A 25,774-nucleotide genomic window follows, 5' to 3' on the forward strand; every position below is an offset into this window, starting at 1 on the left:
TAATTTTTAATAGACTATTTAGCAAGCTAACCTGAATAACATTCAGCCTACCCTGAATAAACATTAGGTTAAAGTAGTTTATAAAGCAGGTTAATTTGTAGATAATGAGCGCAGTTTTGCTTATATACTGTTTTTTGTAACTTTTGACCCCTTTTACGTCATAATAGTTACCTCTCATTTCTGCATTTTTAACTTGATTACTTTGGAATCGACTATGTCTGTATCACGTGCATCTTCACGTACCTATCTTCGTTTAAGTATTTTGAGCGCGCTTGGCTTACTTGCAGTAAATACCGCAATGGCAGCCACTTCTGAAAACACTTCCATCAACGATAACAATTTGCCACAAGTTGAACTTGACGAAATCGTAGTAACAGCGACTCGCACACCTACTAAAGTCAGTAATGTGATTGCTCAAACACGTGTTGTGAATAGTAAAGAGCTCAAACGTTATCAAGGTCAAACCGTATTAGAAGTGCTAAAACGCCAGCCTGGTATCAGCCATTATACAAACGGCGGCATGGGTACGGTTTCAAACCTTTATATGCGTGGCTACGATGGCAAACAAATCTTAGTACTGATTGATGGCATACGCTATAGCTCATTAAGTACAGGTACTAGTGCCCTAAACTTACTACCAGCAGACCAGATCGATCGTATCGAAATATTATACGGTGCGTCAGGCTCTAGTATATATGGTGCAGATGCAATGGGCGGCGTCATTCAAGTATTTACCAAAGGTAGCAATGTTGAAAAGACTAACTACTCTGTAACTGCAGGTGTCGGTTCGAATGATCAGTACCTATATGGCGCAAGTGCACAGTTTGCCAATGATACTGGCACAGCCCTTAGCCTATCAGCCAGCCACAATGAAACAGACGGTATCAATGCGACGCTACCCGATCCTAGTAACCAATATGCTCCTTACAACAAAGATGATGACGGTTTTGAAAGTGATAATGTGAGCATTGCTTTGAATCAGCGTATTAATGATCAATGGTCAGCAGGTGCTAGTGCACTGTACAGTGAATCAACGACTTATTTTGATAATGGTGCGGCGCAGAATGTCTATTCTGATCAAGAGACGGGCGCAGCTCAAGCCTTTGTCGATTGGCGCTATCAACCAGGTGCTTCAGTGAAGCTGCAGTATGGTCATTCTATTGATAATATAGATACAGAAACCTATGCCAGCAACTATGACACCGAACAAGATCAAGTAAGCTTAGTAGGTCAGCACTCACTACCTATCGGTACAGGTATCTACGGAGCAGAGTACTTAAACCAAAGTATCGATACCACTGACTATGATGTTGATGATCGCGATGTCACCAGTGCCTTTTTGGGTTATGTGCTAGCCAACGATAAGTTCGATGCACAAGCAAACCTACGTTATGATGATAACTCACAGTATGGTGATGAGACTACCTACAACCTAGGTGGTGCGCTACACATCAATCCTAACCTACGTATTGGTGCCAGTTATGCTAAAGGTTTCCGAGCACCTAGCTTCAATGACCTATACTCACCTTTCGGTGGCAATGCTGAACTAACACCAGAAACCAGCGATAACTATGAAGCCTTTATTGAATATGACACAACTATTCAATCTACACGCTTGACTGGCTACCATAATAAAGTTGACGACCTAATCAGCTATGTATCAAACCCCACTCCTAGCAACCCATATGCAGGTGCTAGCGAAAACGTCAATGAAGCTGAAATCAATGGGATCACGCTAACATCAGATTGGATAATCGATAACTACTTATTTGGTGCAAGTTATGACTATCAGCACGCAAAAGATAGCAGTGGTGGTAGTAATGATGGTAATTTCCTTGCCATTCGCCCTGAACACAAAGGTCTGATTTATGCAGGCTATCGCCTATCAAGCTTTGATATTCGTGCTGAGTATGAATACGTAGGCGATTACTATAGTAATGTTACTAATGCCGAGTCGCAGTTTGTCGATCATTATGGTTTGTTCAATATTAGCGGTAACTACCAGTTAACTGACAATATCACTATGACTGCTCGTTTGGATAACATCACCAATGAAAAATACATCACGCTACCTGGTTATGATACTGATGGTATTAACTACTTTACCTCTCTAACTTACAACTGGTACTAAGCTCATTCAGCAATTAAAAACCTAGCGCTTATTTAAATATAAAAGGTCATCTACAGGTGGCCTTTTTTTATACCTATGAAAAATATACAGGTACTTATGCCATGACTGCTTATCATTTATCTCAGTCAATAGGTGACAATTAACCACTCATCTATTACAATAACGACCTCCGAGAGGTGTTGCGCCATAACAGTGATTCACTGCATTAACATTCTATAGTTATGCAATCACAGGTTATGTTAGGCTCGGTTAACTGTCGAGAGACCATATTTTTGGTCGCTCACAGCGCAAACAACGGCACCTGCGTTTTTATTCTTTTTATCATTCGTTAACCACTGATAGGAGCATATTATGGACGCAGTGTCTACTACACCATCTGCCCATACGATCGATCCCTCTTTCACTGACTACAAAGTCGCTGACATTAGCCTTGCTGATTACGGCCGCCGTGAAATCACCCTTGCTGAAGCCGAAATGCCTGCCCTAATGGGCTTGCGTCGTCGCTACGAAGCCGACCAGCCGCTTAAAGGCGCGAAAATTGCCGGCTGTATCCACATGACTATTCAGACTGCCGTACTTATCGAGACACTAGTCGCGCTAGGTGCTGAAGTACGCTGGACATCATGTAACATCTTCTCAACTCAAGACCATGCTGCTGCTGCGATTGCTGCTGCTGGTATCTCTGTTTATGCTTGGAAAGGCGAAACAGAACAAGAGTATGAATGGTGCCTACGTCAGCAAGTACATGTTGGCGGCGAAGCATCAGGCCAACTTTGGGATGCTAACTTAATCTTGGATGATGGCGGTGACTTAACTGCTTTGATTCACAACGATTATGCAGAGCTTCTTGATAACATCCATGGTATCTCAGAAGAAACCACCACTGGCGTTCATCGCTTGGTTGAGATGCTTGGTAAAGGTACGCTTAAAGTACCAGCTATCAACGTCAACGATGCAGTTACCAAGTCTAAAAATGATAATAAATACGGCTGCCGTCATAGCTTAAACGATGCTATCAAACGCGCGACCGATATGTTCCTTGCTGGTCGCCGTGCTTTGGTTATCGGTTATGGCGATGTAGGTAAAGGCTCTACACAAAGCTTACGTCAAGAAGGCATGATCGTACGTGTTTCAGAAGTTGACCCTATCTGTGCTATGCAGGCATGTATGGACGGTTTTGAAGTATTATCACCATACATCGACGGTGACAACACGGGCGGCGCAGCCAGCATCAACAAGCGTCTGCTTGAAGACACTGACATGATTGTCACAACTACTGGTAACTACCATGTTTGTGATAGACATATGCTAGCAGCCCTTAAGCCTGGTGCTGTGGTATGTAACATCGGTCACTTTGACACCGAAATCGACACACAATTCATGCGTGACAACTGGCGCTGGGTTGAAATCAAGCCACAAGTTCATCAAATCTTCCGCTCAGACGATGAGAACGATTATCTAATCTTGCTTGCTGAAGGTCGCCTAGTAAACCTAGGTAACGCAACTGGTCACCCGTCACGCGTTATGGACGGCTCATTTGCCAACCAAGTATTGGCTCAAATGTATCTGTTCGAAGAAAAATTCGCTGACTTGCCAGCTGACCAACGTACTGACAATCTATACGTAAAAGTGTTGCCTAAGAAGTTAGACGAAGAAGTGGCCGCTGCGATGGTTGCAGGCTTTAACGGTACCCTAACTAAGCTGACCCAAAAGCAAGCTGAGTATTTGGGTGTGCCAGTTGAAGGTCCATTCAAGCCTGACGCTTATAAATACTAAAAGGAGCCTGACTGTGAGTAAGCCTGCTTTCTCCTTTGAGTTCTTTCCTGCAAAGACCGAGCAAGGTCACGAAAAGCTTCTCAGCACTTATGATGAGCTTAATAAGTTGTCACCAGCTTATTTTTCGGTAACTTACGGTGCAGGCGGTTCAACCCGTAGCCGCACCTTAGATATCGTACAGGCATTAAGTACGCGTGGTACCACTGAAATCGCGCCGCATATGTCTTGTATTGGCGATGACAAAAGTGAAATCGCTGAACTGCTTGAGTATTATAAGACTTTAGGTATTAGACGTTTAGTAGCGCTACGCGGCGACTTGCCATCAGGTCAGGTGGGCATGGGTGAACTACCATTTGCGGTAGATTTGGTAAAGTACATTCGTGAGCATTCAGGTGATCACTTCCATATCGAAGTGGCCTCATACCCTGAAATGCACCCACAAGCGCGTAGCTTTGAGTTTGATATTGATAACTTGGTAAATAAATACCAAGCTGGTGCCAATGCGTCGATTACACAGTTTTTCTACAACGCTGACAGCTATCTGTACTTGCGTGATAAGTTAGAGAAACGCGGTATTGATACAGTAGCTCAGCCTTTGGTCGCTGGTATCATGCCAATTACCAATTCAAGCAATCTCTTGCGTTTTGCTGATAGCTGTGGCGCCGATATTCCGCGCTATGTACGTAAGCAGTTAACGGATTTTGGTGATGACCGTAAGGCTATTCGTGAGTTTGGCTTTGATGTGGTTTATCGCTTGTGTGAACGCTTGATTGCCGAGGGCGTACCTGCCATGCATTTTTATAGCATGAACAAAGTTGAGCCAAACAAACGCTTGGTAGAAGCATTGGGATTGACTGCTTAAATTTGTAAGCATTCTAAAATATCCCTTAATCATTCCTGAATACATTATTCAAAACTGGCGCTTCTAGGAGCGCCAGTTTTTTATTGTCAAAATTTTGACCAATAACTCTTTACCGTTTCATTCATACACTTTATCTTATTTGATTTTTAAAATTTTCTTCACTGTGTAATAATGCTGCTCTAAAAATAATTATCCTTATTAAGAAAAATTCTCATAAAACAAATGTCATTAATTGTCTCAAGTGATATTCTATAGATCTAATAATAATTATACTCAATCAAATAATAGGAATAAGACCACGTGCGACGTTTTTTTTATGCCGTTAACAACGACAATGCTGATGCCTCACCACTACCTAAATTGGGTGAGTTGCCACTAGGTAACAATGTCGAATTGCCAGATAGTGTTGTCCATCACTGGTGCCGTGTACTACGAGCAAGTATTGGTGATCAAGGGATTTTGTTCGATGGATTTGGCGGCGAATATACAGTAGAGCTACAGGCAATCAGTAAAAAAAATGCCACTGCTACTTTGCTTACACATATAGACGACGATCGTACGCCGCCTACTATTACTCAGATTGGTTTGGTAATGAGCCGCGGTGAGCGTATGGACTATGCTATTCAAAAAGCAACTGAGCTTGGGGTAACTGCTATTCAGTTGCTCAGCAGCCATCATGGCGAAGTCACATTGAAACCTGCTCAAGTTGAAAAGAAACTGGCGCACTGGCAACAAATAGCGATCGCAGCTTGTGAACAATGCGGCCTTAATCGTCCACCTCTTATTCTTGCGCCACAATCTATCAACGAATGGCTAAGCAATACCAATTCTGACGCTAAGACTACTGAGGCTATGGTTACTGACGTTACGAAGGCGCAAATGGCCGTCAGTTCTATCGTTTCTGTGCTTAGCCGTGATCCTTACTACCACGTATTAGCAAACGCTGCAGATCTATGTATGCAAATGAGCGTACCAGCAGCAGGACAACCTGCCATGCCTGACGCTCTATCTGATATTCTCAAACAACAGACCCCTTATATCAAACTGTTGATCGGGCCTGAGGGTGGTCTGAGTCAAGATGAATGTCAGCAGGCGGAGATTGTTGGATTTGAGCCTTGGCAAATCGGTACAAGAGTCTTGCGTACCGAAACTGCACCAGTAGTAGCATTAGCTACTTTACATGCCTTAAGCACCTAGTAAAAATTGATAAGTATTAGTATGACTATCGTAGTTTTTATCTTTTATGCTTATAGTCAAAAATAACGTCTGTTCTGTATCGTACACAGTAAAGTGCGATGCCAACTCAATGTTAATAAATTGATAATACAGTTCTTATTTTTATAAGCCCTTATCTTTTGTGAGCCACTATTATGAGCAATTTTGACACTATTCCAGTATCAATCAAGCAGCAGTTGATGAGTACGCTATGTGAACAGCTTGAAGACGCCATATTTGTATTAGATGATAATTTACGTTATTTAGCGGTCAATGCTAGTTATGAGCTTATGATTGGCTACAAAGAAGAGTTCTTGGTTGGTCGGCCACTTGGTATTTATGCTGCCGAGTTTTTATCAGAAGCAGAGCAGCTGATCTTAAAAGACATCAGTAAAAACCTAGACCGTCATGGATTTTACGAACTTGATTTTTCGATGATCAATCGTTATGGCGAACCTATCGATTGTCATGTCACTTATCGCAAGATTTATGTCGAACAGACAGCCTACCATGTAGGTATGTTACGTGACATGTCATCCGTTATCAAAGACCAAAAACAGGTCGCGCATTTACTCAACTATGATCAGCTCACAGGTCTTCCTAACCGCAAGGTGTTTTTGAGTCAAACAAGTGACATGCTATTAGATAGTTACCAAGAGGTTGTCCTTGTACGCTTAAACATTGACCGCTATCGCAATCTTGCCAGCCTACTAGGGCCTGATGGTGCCAATGACTTAATAAAAAACTTTGTAGAAGGAGTCGAAAAGCTCAAACTGCATAATTTACGCTCTTTTTCTCACTTTGGTGGTGATGATTTTGCGCTACTGTTTGAAGTTAAAGATGCCAATATGGTACGTCATCAATTAGATACACTTATGCAAATGTGTGAACGCCCCTTCTCTACTGACAAGAGCCATGCGACAGATGCAAATATCTATTACCATATTTCTGTGGGTGTCAGCTGTTTTCCAAAAGATGATAATGAAGTAACGGGTTTATTGACAAAGGCAGAAAAAGCGCTGGACTATGTCAAGCAGCACGGTGGCGATGATATCCGCTGGTACGATGAGGCCATTGAAAGCGCCACCGCTGGTAGCTTAGAGTTAGAGTCTGAGCTTAGGACTGCTACCCTTGAAGGTCAATTCGTTCCTTATTATCAGCCAAAGTTCTCATTAGAGACTGGGGCTATCACAGGTTTTGAAGCATTGGTACGTTGGCAACACCCTACTCGCGGATTACTCAAGCCCGTTCATTTCATCAATGCCATTATCGCGCACAAGCTCTCCTTTGATTTGTTTTCGCAACTGGCCATTAAAATCGTCAAACAACTCTCTGTTTGGCAACAGCAAGGGTTTCATCAACACGTCTGTATCAACGCTGATGCTGCTGAGTTTAGCCACCCTGACTTCTTTGATATGGTGAGCACACTACTGACAGAAAATGACATTGCTGCCCATCAATTGCATATCGAAGTGACCGAGTCGTCTTTGATTCAGCGTCATGATAATGTAAAAAAACAGCTTAACTCGCTTAGAGAGCTTGGCGTACGTCTAGCGCTCGATGATTTCGGTACTGGTTATGCGTCATTGAGCTACTTGCAAGAATACCCATTTGATTTTATCAAGATTGATAAGAGCTTTATCTCTAATATTGAAACCGATCGTACCCAGCACGCGATTGTAAAAGCCATTTTAGACTTAGCACTCGCTTTAGATATGCAGGTCGTTGCTGAAGGTATCGAAACTGAGCAGCAGCGCGATGTGTTGTTGGATATGGGTTGCAAAATTGGTCAGGGCTATTGGTTTAGCAAACCCGTGGCTGCTGATGTTGCCACTGCGATGCTGCTTAAACAAAATGCTTCTGAGTAAACGCTAAGCTATTCGTTATAAGTTATAACTTATTAACCATAAGCTACTATGTTCAGACTCCTAGCATACGATCATGTTTGATGTTTATCACGGTTTATCGCGTGTATATCTGTGAAATAACTTACATGCTCGGTTCTACCAAATAGTGTTGTAATTTATACCGATGCGTTTGTCTTTATGGCGAACGCTATTTTTTTGGCTGTCGTTTTGTCACGTTAATGTTAATCATATAAAGGACTATCTGTCTTGGTAACATTAGAGTTTTCATATGCTTAATGCTGCTGTTTCCTAGCGCCTAACGTCGATTGCATAACCGATGCAAGATAGGTTCATGACTTATCAGTCCTGTCACCAAACTTGTATAATCACCTATGAAAGCCTATCTTTTATAGTGAATTTGTTAGAGCACATTTAATCTCTCATTGACTCTGGCAATCACCACTCTTTTCAACACTATTTTATGTAACTGATAGCATGGTTGACCTGCTTTACTGTTTATCATTTATTTAGATTTTCAGATTGGCTAGGTAAGAATAATGCACTAGAGGATAGTGCGACCATATGCTCATTATTGGCTATGATCGGTTACATTCCAAAAAGGACAGGAAGTTATGCAATACAAAGCGCCCTTACGTGATATCCAATTCGTTATGCATGAACTACTCGATAGTGAAAGCCACTACAAAACTTTGCCTGCGTTCCAAGAAGCTGACCGTGAGCTAATGGACAGCCTGTTTGAAATGGCTGCAAGCTTTGCTGAAAACGAACTGTCACCATTAAACCAAAGCGGTGATGCTGAAGGCTGTAAGTTTGACAATGGTAAAGTCACCACGCCAAAAGGCTTTAAAGAAGCTTATGACGCGTATTGTGAGCTTGGCTTCCCTGCTTTATCTGCTGAAGAAGATTTCGGCGGTCAAAACATGCCGTTCTCATTGTCTACTGTCATCAATGAAATGGTTGGTACGGCTAACTGGTCATTCTCTATGTACCCTGGCCTCTCACATGGTGCTATCCAAACCATCGAGCATCATGGTACTGACGAGCAAAAACAAACCTATTTAGAAAAAATGGTGACTGGCGAATGGTCAGGCACCATGTGTCTTACTGAAGCTCATGCGGGTTCTGACTTGGGTATTATCCGCACCAAAGCTGAGCCTAAAGAAGATGGTAGCTATAGCATCACGGGGCAAAAGATTTTTATCTCTGCTGGTGAGCATGACTTAACCGGTAACATTATCCATATTGTATTGGCTCGTCTACCAGGCGCACCTGCTGGCACCAAAGGTATCTCCCTGTTTATCGTTCCTAAAATGACGGTAAACGCAGATGGTAGCGTTGGCGAAAGCAACAATGTCGTTTGTGGCTCTATCGAACACAAAATGGGTATCAAAGCCTCTGCAACTTGTGTCATGAACTTCGATGGCGCAACGGGTTACTTGATTGGACCTGAAAACCGCGGCCTACAGTGTATGTTCACCTTCATGAATGTGGCACGTATCGGTACTGCTGTGCAAGGTTTGACTGCAGCAGAGTATGCATTCCAAGGTTCATTGACTTATGCAAAAGACCGCTTAGCGATGCGCTCGTTATCAGGTACGAAAGCACCAGAGAAAGCGGCTGACCCTATCATCGTACATCCAGCTGTCCGTAACATGCTATTGACTGAAAAAGCCTTTGCTGAAGGTGGTCGTGCGCTAGTTTATTATCTCTCACACTTTGCAGATACCGTTGCAAAAGGCGAAGGCGAAGAGTTGAAGTTTGCTGATCAAATGTTGTCACTACTGACGCCAATTGCTAAAGCGTTCTTGACTGAAACAGGTCTAGAAGCTGCTAACCATGGTATTCAGGTTTATGGTGGTCATGGTTTCGTTAGCGAATGGGGTATGGAGCAGAACGTACGTGATACGCGCATTTCTTGCTTATACGAAGGTACCACAGAGATTCAAGCACTTGACTTGTTAGGCCGTAAAGTCCTAGGTTCACAAGGTAAGCTACTTGCGAACTTTGTAAACGTTATCCAAGAATTCTGTGAAGAAAACAAAGAAAATGACGAGATGGGTCAGTTCATCCGTCCACTTGCCAAGCACCTTAAAGAATGGGGTGATTTGACTGCACGCATCGGCATGCAAGCAACTGAAACGCCAGACGCTGTTGGCGGCGCTGCAGTGGACTATATGTATTTCAGTGGTTATGTGACTCTAGCTTACTTATGGGCGCGTATGGCACTGGTTGCTCAGACTGCTATCGCAAACGGTACTGGCGAAAAAGCATTCTATGACGCTAAGGTTAAAACAGCTCAGTTCTACTTTGCTAAGCTATTGCCACGTACTACTACGCACGTACAGCGTATCGGCACTGGTGTAGAGCCATATATGAGCATGGACGTTGATCAGTTTGCCTTTTAATTAAAGCGCTAAACTTCGCAATCGTATAATCTGAGCGGCAACATACTTCGGTGTGTTGCCGCTTTATTTTGCGGATACTTATGACGACTATCAATATAGTTTTGACTATAGCAACTGTCTATAAGTACCGACTCGCCTACCTTCTCACATCCTAGTTGTCGGCAAGTTGTCTATAAGCACTTCAATAGCCATTGCTAACTTTTGGTGTACGCACAATTCACGAAGAAATACACTCGCTCACAAGCTTATTTGTTAAACTTTGATTATTAATCGCTAAGGTTATACCAAGAGAACAGTTGATAATCTTAACAACTTCAATTTTAATTATTTGAACCAAAGGAATGTTTATGGCTGTTTATAATGCCCCTCTTAATGACATGCGCTTTATCTTAAATGACGTATTCAAAGCGCCAGAGTTTTGGCAAAACAACGAAAACTTGGCTCATGTCGACATGGAAACTGTCGATATGATTTTAGAAGAAATGGGAAAACTGTCAAAAAACATTCTACTTCCTATTAACCGTAGCGGTGATGAAGAAGGCGCAACTTTTGAAGGTGATGGCGTCGTCACGACTCCGACAGGATTCAAAGAAGCCTATAAGCAATATGCTGAGTCAGGTTGGGTTGGCTTAAGCGGTAATGCTGAATACGGCGGTCAGGGCTTCCCTAAAATGGTTACCATGCTCACTGAAGAGATGGTTTTCACTGCCAACCAATCATTTGCCCTATATCCAAACCTAACAGTTGGTGCGACGCTTTGCTTAAATGCAGCTGGCTCTGAAGAGCAAAAGCAAACTTATCTAGAAAAAATGTACAACGGCGAATGGGCTGGCACCATGTGCTTGACGGAGCCGCATGCTGGTACTGATTTAGGTATTATCAAAACCAAAGCCGTGCCTAATGATGATGGTAGCTATGATATCTCTGGCACCAAAATCTTTATCACTGGTGGTGAGCATGACCTTACTGACAACATCATTCATTTGGTATTGGCAAAAACACCAAATGCACCAGAAGGCTCAAAAGGTATCTCGCTATTTGTCGTACCAAAATTCTTGGTCAATGCAGATGGTAGCTTAGGCGAGCGCAATACGTTAGCGGTAGGCTCTATCGAACACAAAATGGGTATCAAAGCCTCTGCGACTTGTGTCATGAACTTTGATAATGCTAAAGGCTGGATGGTTGGCGCGGAAAACACTGGTCTATCATCAATGTTTATCATGATGAACTATGAGCGTGTCACTATGGGCTTGCAAGGCCTTGGTGGTTCTGAGCTTGCCTATCAAAATGCAGCGTTATATGCCAATGACCGCGGTCAAGGCCGTAGCGATACCCAGCTACAAAGCCCAGAGAAACCTGCTGACGCTATTATCCATCATGCTGACGTCCGTCGTATGCTATTGAACGCCAAAGTAAACACTGAAGCATCGCGCTGTTTTGCGATGTATGTTGCCAAAAACCTTGATGAAGAGAAGTTTAGTACCGATCCTGAGTCAGCCAAAGCGGCTGCAGCTCGTGTTGCCCTACTGACACCAGTTGCTAAAGCGTTCCTGACTGATAAAGCACTGGAAGCCACTGTTGATTGTCAGCAAGTCTTTGGTGGTCATGGCTATATCCGCGAATGGGGTATGGAGCAGATCGTTCGTGATACCCGTATTGCACAGATTTATGAAGGTACCAACGGTATTCAAGCGCTTGACTTGCTAGGTCGTAAAGTTGCACGTAACAACGGTAAGTACGTCACTCATTTCTTGGGTGAGATTCGTGACTTTGTTAACAATATGCAAGCAGACCATGCTATCAAACAAGCTACTCTAGATGCAGCGGATACCATCGAAGAGCTAACCACCACTGTGCTTAACAACATCGGCGAACGCAAAAACGAAATCAATGGCTGTGCGGTTGACTACATGCATGCCTTTGGCTACCTTGCTTACTCATACATGTTTGCGTTGATGGTAGAAGCAGCCAATGGTAAAGAAGGTGAGTTTTATACCAATAAAGCTAAGCTTGCTGACTATTTTGTTGGCCGCGTCCTACCGCGTATCGATGCTCATGCACAAATGGTCAAAGCTGGTAGTGACCCAATGATGAACTTTGATCTTGCTTATTTCGATGTTCCTGCAAGCTAAGCTAGCTTTAAAACTAACCTAAAATACCTTGATTAAAAGGACAGTCGTGTTACTGTCCTTTTTTTTGTCAAAATAACTGCTAACAAAATAATTCAATATCAATTGGCAGTTCCGATTAAAATAACGCAAGACAAGATGTCGCTCGACTACAATTGAACGATTGGCAAACATCACTCAACCACTTATACCGACTTAAATAATAAAAACGATTGAAACAACCATGATAAAGGGTGCGACGTGTCAGAATTAAAACGCATTTTACAACAGATTACCGCTTTGAGCGACGTGCCAGATCCTGCGGTACTCAAACGCTTGATTGATGAGCTACGAGTCAGTGATAAAGAACCTGCATTGGCCAACGAAAAAATTCAATCCCTTATTGATATCATACATCAGCATCCAGAATATGGAGATGGGCTGTCTAGTTTTGTGCTAAAACTGATTATCCAATATCGACAAATTGCGTTGTATACCGATACTGGTATCATGTCCGACCAAGGGTTCTTTAACAGTTTACGCCGGTTAATTGGTCATCGGTTTTTACCATTATTACCACAAGATGACTCTGTCGTAGAATTGGTGGGCTATTTATTTAATAAACGCTCTGATGAACGCTGGCTGGCCAATATTGAAAAGGAAAAATGGGACAAACTGGTTGAGCTGGTTCGCGTAGAAGAGAAACACTTAAACCTAGTCGCTACCGCAAAAAACAGTATTTTAAACGCCATTATCATTTTGTCTTATCGCATCAGCGGTATCGGCTTGCATCCTGATTTGATGGAGTCCTATCCACAAATACTGAACTATTCCGCATCTTTCGTTGCACAAAATCAAGAAGCCGTACTCTTCGTCAATCAATATCGTCAAGCACATGAGCTTGATACCTTGACAGATATCACACCTGAGCAAGCAGTCGACCCCGCGCCATTATTAGTCATGCTTGAACAGTGTGAAGATATCGTCGCTACCGTACGCAAGCGGATTTATAAAACCGGTATCTCTATTCGTTTGACTAATATGATGCTGCGTTTAGATCAAAGCTTGCAGCGTATGCGGATTTTGACTGAACTGGTCACAGACGATAATCAAAAGCGAGATCGCGCTGTTATCGAACTGATACAGGCACTCATCACTACGGCCAATCAGCGCTATAGTATTGGTTATTTGATTGATAATAATACCAAACTGCTCTCTCGCAAAGTCACAGAAAATGCCAGCCGCGTCGGCGAGCATTATATTAGTACCGATAAAGCAGGCTATCAAAAGATGCTCAAAAAAGCCTCTATTGGTGGCTTTATCATTGCATTTATGGCAACCATAAAAATACTGGCGTATCATTTAGCGCTCGCTCCCATGGGTCGCGCGTTCATCAACAGTATGATTTATGGGTTGGGTTTCGTATTCATTCATGTTATTCGCGGCACAGTCGCTACCAAGCAGCCAGCCATGACCGCTGCTGCAATCGCTTCTACTATTTCTGAAGGCTCTGGTAAAAAATCGCATCAGTTGACCAAGCTATCAGAATTGGTGGTCGATATCTTGCGCACCCAGTTTATCGCTATCATGGGTAACGTCATGTTGGCCGTACCCGTCGCTTTGATTATATCTTTTGCTTGGTTGCAATATACTGGCGCGCCAATGATTGATACCGAAAAAGCAGGACATTTGCTACATGATCTTGACCCATTTCACTCATTAGCACTGCCCCATGCTGCCATTGCGGGGGTTTACCTGTTCTTATCTGGTTTGATTGCTGGTTACTACGACAACTTGGCAGTTTATAACAACGTAGGCGCGCGCATACAACGTCACAAATTATTAAAATACATATTGCCCAGCTCATGGCTTCAGCGTTTAGGCGGCTTTATAGAAGCTAACTTGGGCGCTATCATGGGTAACTTCTTATTCGGGGTGTTCTTAGGTAGTACCGCGACTATTGGCTATATCTTCGGCTTACCAATTGATATTCGTCACATTGCCTTTGCTTCAGCAAACTTGGCACACGGACTATTCAATATATCTGCTGATGACATCAGCTGGAGCCTCATTCTAATTTCTATACTTGGTGTGGCCCTTATTGGTTTGGTCAACTTAATTGTTAGCTTTTCACTGGCACTGTTTGTCGCCCTACGTTCTAAAGAAGTTCGCTTTTTTGAATGGAGTCGCCTCACAAAACTCGTATTTGGCCATATTATTAGTCATCCGTCTGATTTTTTCTGGCCACGTGATAAGCCAATGAAATATGCGCGTATCGACAGTCAGGGTCACATGATATTTGATGATACTTCAGCACAAAAAAATGGCAAATCTATACCAAGTAATTATGTGGTAAGGCGTCTGTCTGATGTCAGGATACTGCCTGAATCTAAACATGCTGATGCTCAACATTCCCAGACGAATACCGACATCAACTATGAAAAGCAGCCGACAGATGGGCATACGCAGTCGTACAGCTCTCCTGAAAAGGTAATGGATTTGGATGATGGTTTAGTCGATGACGAACTAAACAGCGTTCCTTATACTGATGATATCCAATATGATAAGGCCACCAAAACGATAAGTGCGATTGATAGCGATGTCGTTAGTGATGAGCCACACCACACTGACTCTGATGACAAGCAGACTGGTGACGCAAAAACACCTTTACCAAAACCTAAAAAACCACCAAAGCTGCCTAGTTAAATAGGTAGTTGCGGTGGGTTTTTGCTTGTTTAGTTGCTTACATCGTAGTTATTAAAAGGTTTAACAATTCCATTTCGCTACTTACTTGGTACTCACCACCTAAACCTTCCAAAATCACTAAATTCAGCCACTTTATATAGAATAATAATTTGTCCCCAAAAGTATGGCTTATCCCACTCTATTCAGTTACCTCCATTTAATAAAGCCGCTATACTCGCGGTTTGTTTACAAATATGCTGGTGTCTTTTTTATACTGAAGACCGTTTACTTCAAAGTCTGTTATGGGAAAAGCATAATAATTTAACTGTTCACTATCAATTCATATAGCCATATGAGCATAAACTAACGATACTATAATTGCCTCTCTGTTGTATTCACATACTCTTGAACAATCATCAATCGACCTACTCACACTTTCTTGCATCTTACAAACTTCACACTATTTCTCGTTAAATACTTATCATGCAATGAAATAGGAAACTAAGTAGTACAGTCTTGCGTACTATTAAATTCAACTAATGTATATTATTATAGTATAATTACTGTTAGTTAATGTTACCTACCTAAAACAAAATTTTTGATGTATAAAAACTTTTCTGGATTTATAAGAAGGTTTAATAAGGATATTTAATGATACAAACAATTCAACTAATCTTGCAAAAAGATAATGCTAATTTGATTGATAAATTATTGATCAGTAATCAATCTACTAAAGTGACTGCTGAACAAGGTATGAGATTTTCCTTATTAGATGCTAAAACAGGTCAGCCAGCCAAAAAACTGAAAGCTAAAAAGTCAGCTAATGACTTATTGATTGCCGATGAAAATGGTGACACGTTACTGACTATTGAAGATTACTACATAACAGACGATGTTCAGCTCGGTACAGTTAGTGATTCAGGTTTTTCTGAGTTTGATTATGTGGGTTCGGAAACAGGTGTAATATCACAAGTAGCTTTAGAAACTTCCTATACAACACTTGTGTCAGAAATGTCAGGTGGTACTTCAATAATTAACGGGGTCAGTAATACTGTTTTACTGGGATCACTTGGGGCAGCTGCACTAGGAGCCGTAGCATTTTCCGGAGGTAGCAGCAGCTCATCAAAGCAACCTGTGAATGATCTACCCGTTTCGAAAGACTCTATTGTTACTGCCACAGAAGACACTGTGGTTAACGGCAAATTAGAAGCGGCGACTGACGCGGATGGCGATGCCTTGTCCTATGCCATCGCTACTAATGCTGTTAACGGTAAAGTAGTCATCGATAAAGATGGCAGCTACAGCTACACGCCTAATGCCAACTTCAATGGTAAAGACTCATTCACTTATACCATCAATGATGGCAAAGGCGGAGTTATCACCCAAACCGCGACCGTTAACGTGGCAGCAGTCAATGATGCGCCAGTCTCAGCCAATACTACGATTGCGGCAACAGAAGATACCGTTGCTAAAGGTTTGTTGGCCAAAGCCACCGATGTTGATGGCGATGCTTTAACTTATACGCTGGCTTCTGGTACTGCCAACGGTAAAGTAACCATCGGTAAAGATGGTAGCTATACCTACACACCGAATGCTAACTTCAATGGCAAAGACAGCTTTACCTATACCGTGACGGATGGCACGGAAACCATTACTAAAACGGCCAACATTACCGTGGCTTCAGTGAACGACATCCCTGTCTCGAAAGACTCTACCGTTACTGCCACAGAAGACACCGCGGTTAACGGCAAACTAGAAGCGGCGACTGATGCCGATGATGATAACTTAACCTATGCATTAAAAGACACTGCCGCTAATGGCACAGTCGTTGTCAACGCAGATGGTAGCTATAGCTATGCACCTAATGCCGACTTTAATGGCTCAGACAGCTTCACTTATTCCATTGATGATGGTCAAGGTGGCGTGATCACTCAAACTGCTACGATTACTGTCGCTGCCGTCAATGATGTGCCAGTGGCTGAAGACAGCATTATTACAGCCATAGAAGATACCGTAGCGACTGGTCAACTAGCGACGGCTACCGATGTCGATGATGATACACTTACTTTTGCTCTCGTATCAAGCACAACGAATGGCAGCGTTATCGTCAATGCTGATGGCAGTTATAGCTATACGCCTAATGCCAATTTCAATGGCAGTGATGGTTTCACCTATACCGTGACTGATGGTACAGAAACGATTACTAAAACCGCGACTATCACCGTCGCTTCAGTTAACGATCTACCAGTCTCTACCGACAACATCATCGCCGCTACAGAAGACACCTCTACCGAAGGTCAATTAGAAGCGGCTACCGATGTCGATGGTGATGATCTGACATACGCCCTAGACTCAGATGCTAGCAATGGCACGGCGGTAGTTAATGCCGATGGTAGCTACAGCTACACGCCTAATGCCAACTTTAATGGTAAAGATAGCTTCACTTATACCATCAGTGATAGCAAAGGCGGTGTTATTACCCAAACCGCGACTGTCAGCGTGGCAGCAGTGAATGATACGCCAGTCTCAGCCAATACTACGATTGCGGCGACTGAAGATACTGTAGCGACAGGACAGCTTGCTAAAGCCACTGACGTTGATGGCGATGCTTTAACTTATACTATTGGCACCGCTGCTAAAAATGGTACAGCGACAGTGAGTACTGATGGTAGCTATACCTACACACCGAATGCTAACTTCAATGGCAAAGACAGCTTTACCTATACCTTGACGGATGGCACGGAAACCATTACTAAAACAGCCAACATTACCGTGGCTTCTGTGAACGATATTCCTGTCTCGAAAGACTCTATTGTTACTGCCACAGAAGACACTGTGGTTAACGGCAAATTAGAAGCGGCGACTGACGCGGATGGCGATGCCTTGTCCTATGCCATCGCTACTAATGCTGTTAACGGTAAAGTAGTCATCGATAAAGATGGCAGCTACAGCTACACGCCTAATGCCAACTTCAATGGTAAAGACTCATTCACTTATACCATCAATGATGGCAAAGGCGGAGTTATCACCCAAACCGCGACCGTTAACGTGGCAGCAGTCAATGATGCGCCAGTCTCAGCCAATACTACGATTGCGGCAACAGAAGATACCGTTGCTAAAGGTTTGTTGGCCAAAGCCACCGATGTTGATGGCGATGCTTTAACTTATACGCTGGCTTCTGGTACTGCCAACGGTAAAGTAACCATCGGTAAAGATGGTAGCTATACCTACACACCGAATGCTAACTTCAATGGCAAAGACAGCTTTACCTATACCGTGACGGATGGCACGGAAACCATTACTAAAACGGCCAACATTACCGTGGCTTCAGTGAACGACATCCCTGTCTCGAAAGACTCTACCGTTACTGCCACAGAAGACACCGCGGTTAACGGCAAACTAGAAGCGGCGACTGATGCCGATGATGATAACTTAACCTATGCATTAAAAGACACTGCCGCTAATGGCACAGTCGTTGTCAACGCAGATGGTAGCTATAGCTATGCACCTAATGCCGACTTTAATGGCTCAGACAGCTTCACTTATTCCATTGATGATGGTCAAGGTGGCGTGATCACTCAAACTGCTACGATTACTGTCGCTGCCGTCAATGATGTGCCAGTGGCTGAAGACAGCATTATTACAGCCATAGAAGATACCGTAGCGACTGGTCAACTAGCGACGGCTACCGATGTCGATGATGATACACTTACTTTTGCTCTCGTATCAAGCACAACGAATGGCAGCGTTATCGTCAATGCTGATGGCAGTTATAGCTATACGCCTAATGCCAATTTCAATGGCAGTGATGGTTTCACCTATACCGTGACTGATGGTACAGAAACGATTACTAAAACCGCGACTATCACCGTCGCTTCAGTTAACGATCTACCAGTCTCTACCGACAACATCATCGCCGCTACAGAAGACACCTCTACCGAAGGTCAATTAGAAGCGGCTACCGATGTCGATGGTGATGATCTGACATACGCCCTAGACTCAGATGCTAGCAATGGCACGGCGGTAGTTAATGCCGATGGTAGCTACAGCTACACGCCTAATGCCAACTTTAATGGTAAAGATAGCTTCACTTATACCATCAGTGATAGCAAAGGCGGTGTTATTACCCAAACCGCGACTGTCAGCGTGGCAGCAGTGAATGATACGCCAGTCTCAGAAAACAGTATCATCGGTGTTGCTGAAAATATAACTGATATAGGTGTACTTACTGAAGCCACTGATGTCGATGGTGACATGCTGACTTATACATTGTTAACTGAAGCAGAGAATGGCATAGTGACTGTCAACGCCAATGGCAGCTACACTTACACTCCAAATACCGATTTTACAGGTGAAGATAACTTCACCTATACAGTGAATGACGGGCAAGGTGGCCTTATTACTAAGACTGCCAATATCACGGTAAGCTCACTTGATCAAAAATATAACTTTGAGTTGCAAGAAGTATTTGAAACTAGCGTTATTAATGAGCAGCAAATAGTTGTAGAGAAGCAGGCATTATCTTTCATAAGTGAGTTGATAGAGTTTGAAATCACTGGCGAAAATGGTATGCCTCAGCTGGATATCTCTAATAGCTCTAATATTATTAACGGGTATTACTTCTATGAACTTCAAGGATCAGGCATCTCAGCTTCAAGCTCTCGCAGCATCTCATCAGCAGGATCACGTAATTATTCGATCGATTTCAACATAGATACTTTACCACTGGGTAAATATATTTTGGACTTATATGTAGAATCACGAGGGTCTTCGATCGACTTTAATGTGACCCAGTTCAAAGATGTAGAATCGATCAATTTTGCTGGTTATCAAAACGTCACGGGCAATATCTTCACGGATGATGATGGAAGTATCGGCACGCCTAAGAATTATGAAATTCAGGTAGACGGACAGTCGCTTGTATTTCAAACAGATACTGCAGCAGACAGCCCTATTACTATTGATACTGACAACGGAAAGCTTACTATAGCAGCGAATGGCTCTTACATATATAGCTCAGACCGTAATGATCTAGGTTTAGAGACTGAGAATCTAACAGAAGATTTTTATGTGAAGGTTATTGATTTAGATACTCAGCAAGCAAGTCACTATGGGGTCAATATTACCTCAGATACAACGCCACCAGAGTCAGGTGAATTAGTTCTCAATAACTTTGAAGATACGGGCATATCTAAAGATGATGGCGTTACTCAAGACAACACTTTTGATTTGACTATTAAGAACAATGAAACTGATAGCCAAGTTAAGTATCAGTACTCAACTGACCATGGCGCGACTTGGGCAGTATTGGTAAACGGCGAGGCTTCTAACTTAGCAGGTGGTGACTATAGCTTTAGAGCCAAGGTAACAGACGAAGCACTCAATGAGAGCTTTACCGCTGTAAAAGATATCACTATAGATACTACCGCTCCTATATTAGGTCAAATTCTAAATTTCAATACGGCTACCAATCAGTTAGAAGTTAATGCAGATATCGATCAAGACACGTTGCAAGCCTTTAAGCTAGAAAATGGTACTTTGGTACCACTTGCTGATGTCACTAACATTCCACTTGTAGAGGGCAATTACCAAATTCAAGCGTCTGATGTGGCTGGAAATAGTACAACCTTAGATTTCATTATGTCTAATGCTTCTGAATACTTTGAGTCAGCTGATGTTACTGATATCGTAAAAGGCTCTGCTGGAAACGACTATATCTATGGTGGAAATGGCGATGACATATTGATATCTAATGGTGGTCTTGATCACTTGTATGGTGAATCTGGTAATGATACTTTAATCTATGGTGGTAACTCGTCTTCTCTAGCCTCTCTTAGTGGTGGAGAAGGAGACGACACTTACATCGTTGATTTCCAAAAATTAACAGCTACTGTTTCTATTGCTGATTACGATAAGTTGAATAAACTAAATATAGAAGGAGTAAATCCTTCTGAGCTAACATTGACACGAGATAATCAATATTTAGTTCTCTCCACAGAAAATGGAGAAGTAAGAATATATGGTCAATTCACTGAAGATGGAGTGGAAAATATATATTTCGATGATGGCACTGTCTGGGATAGAACGACTATTGATACTTTAACAGGCGGTAAAATAACGGGCACTGATGGTGATGATGTACTGACGCTAGATAGTGATAACTCTGTACTATATGGTGGTAACGGCAATGATACGCTAACAGGTAGCATTAATAATGACTACATTTATGGTGGAAATGGCGATGACATATTGATATCTAATGGTGGTCTTGATCACTTGTATGGTGAATCTGGTAATGATACTTTAATCTATGGTGGTAACTCGTCTTCTCTAGCCTCTCTTAGTGGTGGAGAAGGAGACGACACTTACATCGTTGATTTCCAAAAATTAACAGCTACTGTTTCTATTGCTGATTACGATAAGTTGAATAAACTAAATATAGAAGGAGTAAATCCTTCTGAGCTAACATTGACACGAGATAATCAATATTTAGTTCTCTCCACAGAAAATGGAGAAGTAAGAATATATGGTCAATTCACTGAAGATGGAGTGGAAAATATATATTTCGATGATGGCACTGTCTGGGATAGAACGACTATTGATACTTTAACAGGCGGTAAAATAACGGGCACTGATGGTGATGATGTACTGACGCTAGATAGTGATAACTCTGTACTATATGGTGGTAACGGCAATGATACGCTAACAGGTAGCATTAATAATGACTACATTTATGGTGGAAATGGCGATGACATATTGATATCTAATGGTGGTCTTGATCACTTGTATGGTGAATCTGGTAATGATACTTTAATCTATGGTGGTAACTCGTCTTCTCTAGCCTCTCTTAGTGGTGGAGAAGGAGACGACACTTACATCGTTGATTTCCAAAAATTAACAGCTACTGTTTCTATTGCTGATTACGATAAGTTGAATAAACTAAATATAGAAGGAGTAAATCCTTCTGAGCTAACATTGACACGAGATAATCAATATTTAGTTCTCTCCACAGAAAATGGAGAAGTAAGAATATATGGTCAATTCACTGAAGATGGAGTGGAAAATATATATTTCGATGATGGCACTGTCTGGGATAGAACGACTATTGATACTTTAACAGGCGGTAGTAGCGCTCGTAGTCTGATGTCACTCGGTGAAGCGGAAGAATTCAATACTGAAATAGATATTTTTGCAAACTCACAACAAGTAAAGCTACCTAAAATTGAAGATCTACTTGATGTAAACAATAATGAATTAACGTTTGAAAGTGCTGATGTACTAGCTAAAAATACAGCTAATGAGACTGCTACTACGTCAGTATCTAGTGGAGCCTCTGAATCATCAATAGCAGTGGACTTCACTATAGTGCAAGCGCTTAATGATAATATGCAAACAGAAGCGATATTCCATATTATGTAGTACTCTCTTGTATACAGTAACCTATATCGAAAAAGCGGACAATGAAATTCATTGCCCGCTTTTTGTTTTAAGCATATCCTAATCGAACTAGTCGTTTTACCCTTCAAACCTATTAATAGACTGTTTATTTAGCCTTGTATATTGAGACGCTTATAACTCTCTTTATAAGCTTGGGCACTGTGCGCTTGAGGTCATTACCTTGCCGTCACCCAATCTATAAGCCAATAGATAATTACCCCACACGCAGCCACCGTCGAGTGCGCGCGCATGTGGCAAATCAATCTCGCCTTTTAGCGCAGCCCAATGACCGAATAGTATCTTACGAGTGCGCGGTACTTGCCACTCAAACCAAGGCAAAAAATCGGTTGGCATAGCCTCATCTAAACCTGCTGAAAAGCTAAACTCAATCGACCCATCCTGCTTACACAAGCGCATACGTGTAAAGTAATTAGCAATCGCCCGCATCTTAGTAAATCCTTCGATACCTGCATGCCATTCATCCGCTTCTTTGCTATATAGTTTCGGTAGCAATTGATCTAGCTGATTCAAATTACTTTGCAGCTGAGCTTCTAATTGCTGTGCATATCTTGCGGCGACTTCAATACTCCAATGTGGTGGAATACCCGCATGTACCAACACCGTATGCTCATCAGGATAGGCTAATATCGGCTGCCTGCGTAACCATTCGAGCAACTCATCACAGTCATCCGCAGCAAAGATAGGTTCGGTTTTGTCTTTATTTTTAAGCTTGGCTGCCCCACGCCAGACTGCTATCAAATTAAGATCATGATTGCCCAATACCGTTGCCGCAGTGCCCTGCTCACACAATGCTTTGACATGACGCAGCGTGTTCAATGAATCTTCACCGCGTGCTACCAGATCACCAGCAAACCATAACTTGTCTTGGGTAGGATCGAAATCCAGTGTTTTTAGCAATTGTAGATATGCAGCATAGCAACCTTGTAAGTCACCGATAACATACTGATGGCGAAAACTCATAATACCTCAACGATTTAAACACGATAGTTAAAGACAGCTCGATAAAAAATAGATACTTAAGTACTGGTCATAAAAATAAAGCATAAAAAACCGCCATTATAATTGACGGTTAATAGCATGCTTTTATGTATCAAAAATACATTATACGTCTAGCTGTTGTGAATGATTGCTTAGGTTCACAAAGTCTGTGACGCTTAATGTCTCAGGTCGTGCCTGCGGATCGATACCACAAGCCGCAAAATCGTCTTCGCTCAATGTCGGCAGCAACGTTGATTTTTTGAAGATAGCCCGTAGCGTCTTGCGACGATGGTTAAAGGTCTCACGCACGACGATAGCAAAGTGCTCTTCATCATTTGCGACTACTGGTTTGTTGATATGCGGCGTCAGGCGGAACACAGCACTAGTCACCTTTGGCGGTGGATTAAACGCACCGCGAGGAACGGTCAGCAAATAATCTGTATCACAGTGGTACTGCATGATGACCGATAAGCGGCCATAAGTCTTGCTACCCACGTCGGCTGTGATACGCTCAACCACTTCTTTTTGCAACATAAAATGCATGTCTTGAATCACATCGGCATAGCTAAGCAGATGAAATAAGATAGGTGTTGAGATGTTATACGGCAGGTTACCCACCACGCGCAGCTTACCACGCTCTTCACTATATAGCTCACGGTAGTCCACATGCATCGCATTGTCTTTGATAATCTCAAAGTTTGGATGGCTATTGGCACCGATACGAATACGTAAGCTATCTGCCAAATCACGATCCAGCTCTACCACTGTCATTGCATCCACTTCTGCCAATAACGGCTCGGTCAATGCGCCCATACCAGGCCCAATCTCGATCAAATTGTCATCGCGCTCTAGACGAATACTTTCGACGATTTCGCGAATGACGCTAGTATCATGCAAGAAGTTTTGGCCAAAGCGCTTACGCGGCTGATGTTTGGCAGCACGTAAGCTGTTAGAAATAGTTTGAGCATCAAATGAAGTTTTGGACATAAAAGAGTCTTAATGTATAAAAGATAAATGGGCGATGATAATGTAATGGCAGCGATACGCTGACTTTATAATGGTAAATTATACCACAGCTCATAATTAGGCTGTGTTTTTGAATAATTATTATCGATAGACGAGCCATGCTTTCGAGTAACCGACCCGGTAACTTTTTACCTCTACATCCATTTAATATAAACTCTGATTATGCTAAATGGCAGCGTCAAACCAAGCGCTAGCAGACAGAAACAAGTCCAAAGATAAAGTCATCATAACAATCGCGGCGTAAAACTAAATCGATAATTAATCGATTTTTAACACTTCTCTGGTTTAATAAAGCCCGACTGCATAACGCAATTGGTTATGTCTCACCTTTCAATTCTGAAAAGCAGTATTATGATAATTTAATCCTGTCAGGCATTGCTGTCCGACTCTAGTAAGCCAGTCTCTGATATAGTCGAGGCGGTTCAGCCCTACGCGATCGTCAGCCCGCCAGATAAATACCCTTAAGGAATTTACATATGATCCTGAAACTTAACGTCACCCTCCATTATCGACTCTCAGAGCCAATGGATCTCTTGCTTCAGATCGAAGCCGCCGATCTTGCGGATCAACGGGTACGGTCAGCCGAGATTTGGACATCAGACGTTGCGCATTTTTCACGGGTTACCGCCGATGATGGCATAGGAGAGCGGATTTGGATTCACGCCAAAGGGGATTTTAGCTGCACTTACCTTGCAGAAATCGCCGTTGACCGTCCTGCCTTAGACATATCAGCATTGTCCCAAACGCCCCTGCACCTTTTACCTGGAGAGACAATCAGGCATTTGATGCCGTCTCACTATTGCCCGTCAGAACAGTTCCATGCCTTTGTGGACGCCGAGTTTGGCGATCTCGCTGGCGGCGCACGGATTGCCGCGATGCGCGACTGGATCGAGTCGGCATTTAGTTATGTACCTGGATCGAGCCATGCACAGACCACCGCACTCGACAGCTTTGCTCAACGTCAGGGCGTATGCCGCGACTTTGCGCATGTTCTCGTAACACTAGCGCGCGCGTCGTCGATACCAGCTAGGTTTGTGAGTGTTTATGCGCCCGATGTGACACCGCAAGACTTTCATGCCGTGGCCGAGGTCTATCTTGAAGGGAGCTGGCACCTCATTGATCCGACTGGCATGGCAGATGCCGACACAATGGCCCGCATCGGTGTTGGGTCCGATGCGTCCAGTGTCGCGTTCTTAACCTCGTTCGGATCCATGGAGCTGATTAACCAATCGGTATCCGTAACCAGACAAGCTTAGGATCCT

12 protein-coding genes are annotated in these 25,774 nt (G+C 42.7%); 10 read left to right on the plus strand and 2 right to left on the minus strand.

The genetic code is table 11. The features are described from left to right. Positions 1-214 precede the first annotated feature (214 nt). From AK824_RS07580 to AK824_RS07620, 9 genes are all read left to right on the plus strand, one after another. Positions 215-2,131, plus strand: coding sequence for a TonB-dependent receptor plug domain-containing protein (locus tag AK824_RS07580; RefSeq protein WP_057760368.1), 1,917 nt, complete (start codon positions 215-217; stop codon positions 2,129-2,131). Between the two features lie 351 nt (positions 2,132-2,482). After that, positions 2,483-3,907: an adenosylhomocysteinase gene (gene ahcY / locus AK824_RS07585; RefSeq protein ID WP_057760370.1), complete on the plus strand. Its 1,425-nt coding sequence runs from the start codon at positions 2,483-2,485 to the stop codon at positions 3,905-3,907. Between the two features lie 13 nt (positions 3,908-3,920). Then, a complete protein-coding gene (gene metF / locus AK824_RS07590; RefSeq protein ID WP_057760372.1) occupies positions 3,921-4,769 on the plus strand; it encodes a methylenetetrahydrofolate reductase [NAD(P)H] in 849 nt (282 codons plus the stop codon). Between the two features lie 300 nt (positions 4,770-5,069). After that, on the plus strand, positions 5,070-5,966 hold the full coding sequence (locus AK824_RS07595; protein WP_057760374.1) for a 16S rRNA (uracil(1498)-N(3))-methyltransferase: 897 nt from the start codon (positions 5,070-5,072) through the stop codon (positions 5,964-5,966). 173 nt (positions 5,967-6,139) lie between these two features. Next, entirely contained in the window at positions 6,140-7,852 is a 1,713-nt protein-coding gene (locus AK824_RS07600) for a putative bifunctional diguanylate cyclase/phosphodiesterase (protein WP_057760376.1), read from the plus strand. 611 nt (positions 7,853-8,463) lie between these two features. Continuing rightward, a complete protein-coding gene (locus tag AK824_RS07605; RefSeq protein ID WP_057760378.1) occupies positions 8,464-10,257 on the plus strand; it encodes an acyl-CoA dehydrogenase C-terminal domain-containing protein in 1,794 nt (597 codons plus the stop codon). A 347-nt stretch (positions 10,258-10,604) separates the two neighbouring features. Beyond that, positions 10,605-12,389 (plus strand): acyl-CoA dehydrogenase C-terminal domain-containing protein, encoded by a 1,785-nt coding sequence (locus AK824_RS07610; protein ID WP_057760379.1) that lies wholly within the window; start codon positions 10,605-10,607, stop codon positions 12,387-12,389. A 237-nt stretch (positions 12,390-12,626) separates the two neighbouring features. Next, on the plus strand, positions 12,627-15,071 hold the full coding sequence (locus AK824_RS07615) for a site-specific recombinase (RefSeq protein ID WP_057760381.1): 2,445 nt from the start codon (positions 12,627-12,629) through the stop codon (positions 15,069-15,071). A gap of 630 nt (positions 15,072-15,701) precedes the next feature. After that, entirely contained in the window at positions 15,702-22,469 is a 6,768-nt protein-coding gene (locus tag AK824_RS07620; RefSeq protein WP_057760383.1) for a tandem-95 repeat protein, read from the plus strand. 162 nt (positions 22,470-22,631) lie between these two features. Here the strand turns inward: AK824_RS07620 and AK824_RS07625 are convergent, their stop codons facing one another. Further along, a complete protein-coding gene (locus AK824_RS07625) occupies positions 22,632-23,468 on the minus strand; it encodes a symmetrical bis(5'-nucleosyl)-tetraphosphatase (RefSeq protein WP_057760385.1) in 837 nt (278 codons plus the stop codon). Between the two features lie 141 nt (positions 23,469-23,609). After that, positions 23,610-24,473: a 16S rRNA (adenine(1518)-N(6)/adenine(1519)-N(6))-dimethyltransferase RsmA gene (rsmA, locus tag AK824_RS07630; RefSeq protein ID WP_057760387.1), complete on the minus strand. Its 864-nt coding sequence runs from the start codon at positions 24,471-24,473 to the stop codon at positions 23,610-23,612. Between the two features lie 515 nt (positions 24,474-24,988). On the opposite strand from rsmA, the gene AK824_RS07635 reads away from it, so the two are divergent. Next, positions 24,989-25,768 (plus strand): transglutaminase-like domain-containing protein, encoded by a 780-nt coding sequence (locus tag AK824_RS07635; RefSeq protein ID WP_057760389.1) that lies wholly within the window; start codon positions 24,989-24,991, stop codon positions 25,766-25,768. The last annotated feature ends 6 nt before the right edge of the window (positions 25,769-25,774 follow it).

Origin of the sequence: Psychrobacter sp. P11G3, from assembly GCF_001435845.1 — a bacterium.
Taxonomy (GTDB): Bacteria; Pseudomonadota; Gammaproteobacteria; order Pseudomonadales; family Moraxellaceae; genus Psychrobacter.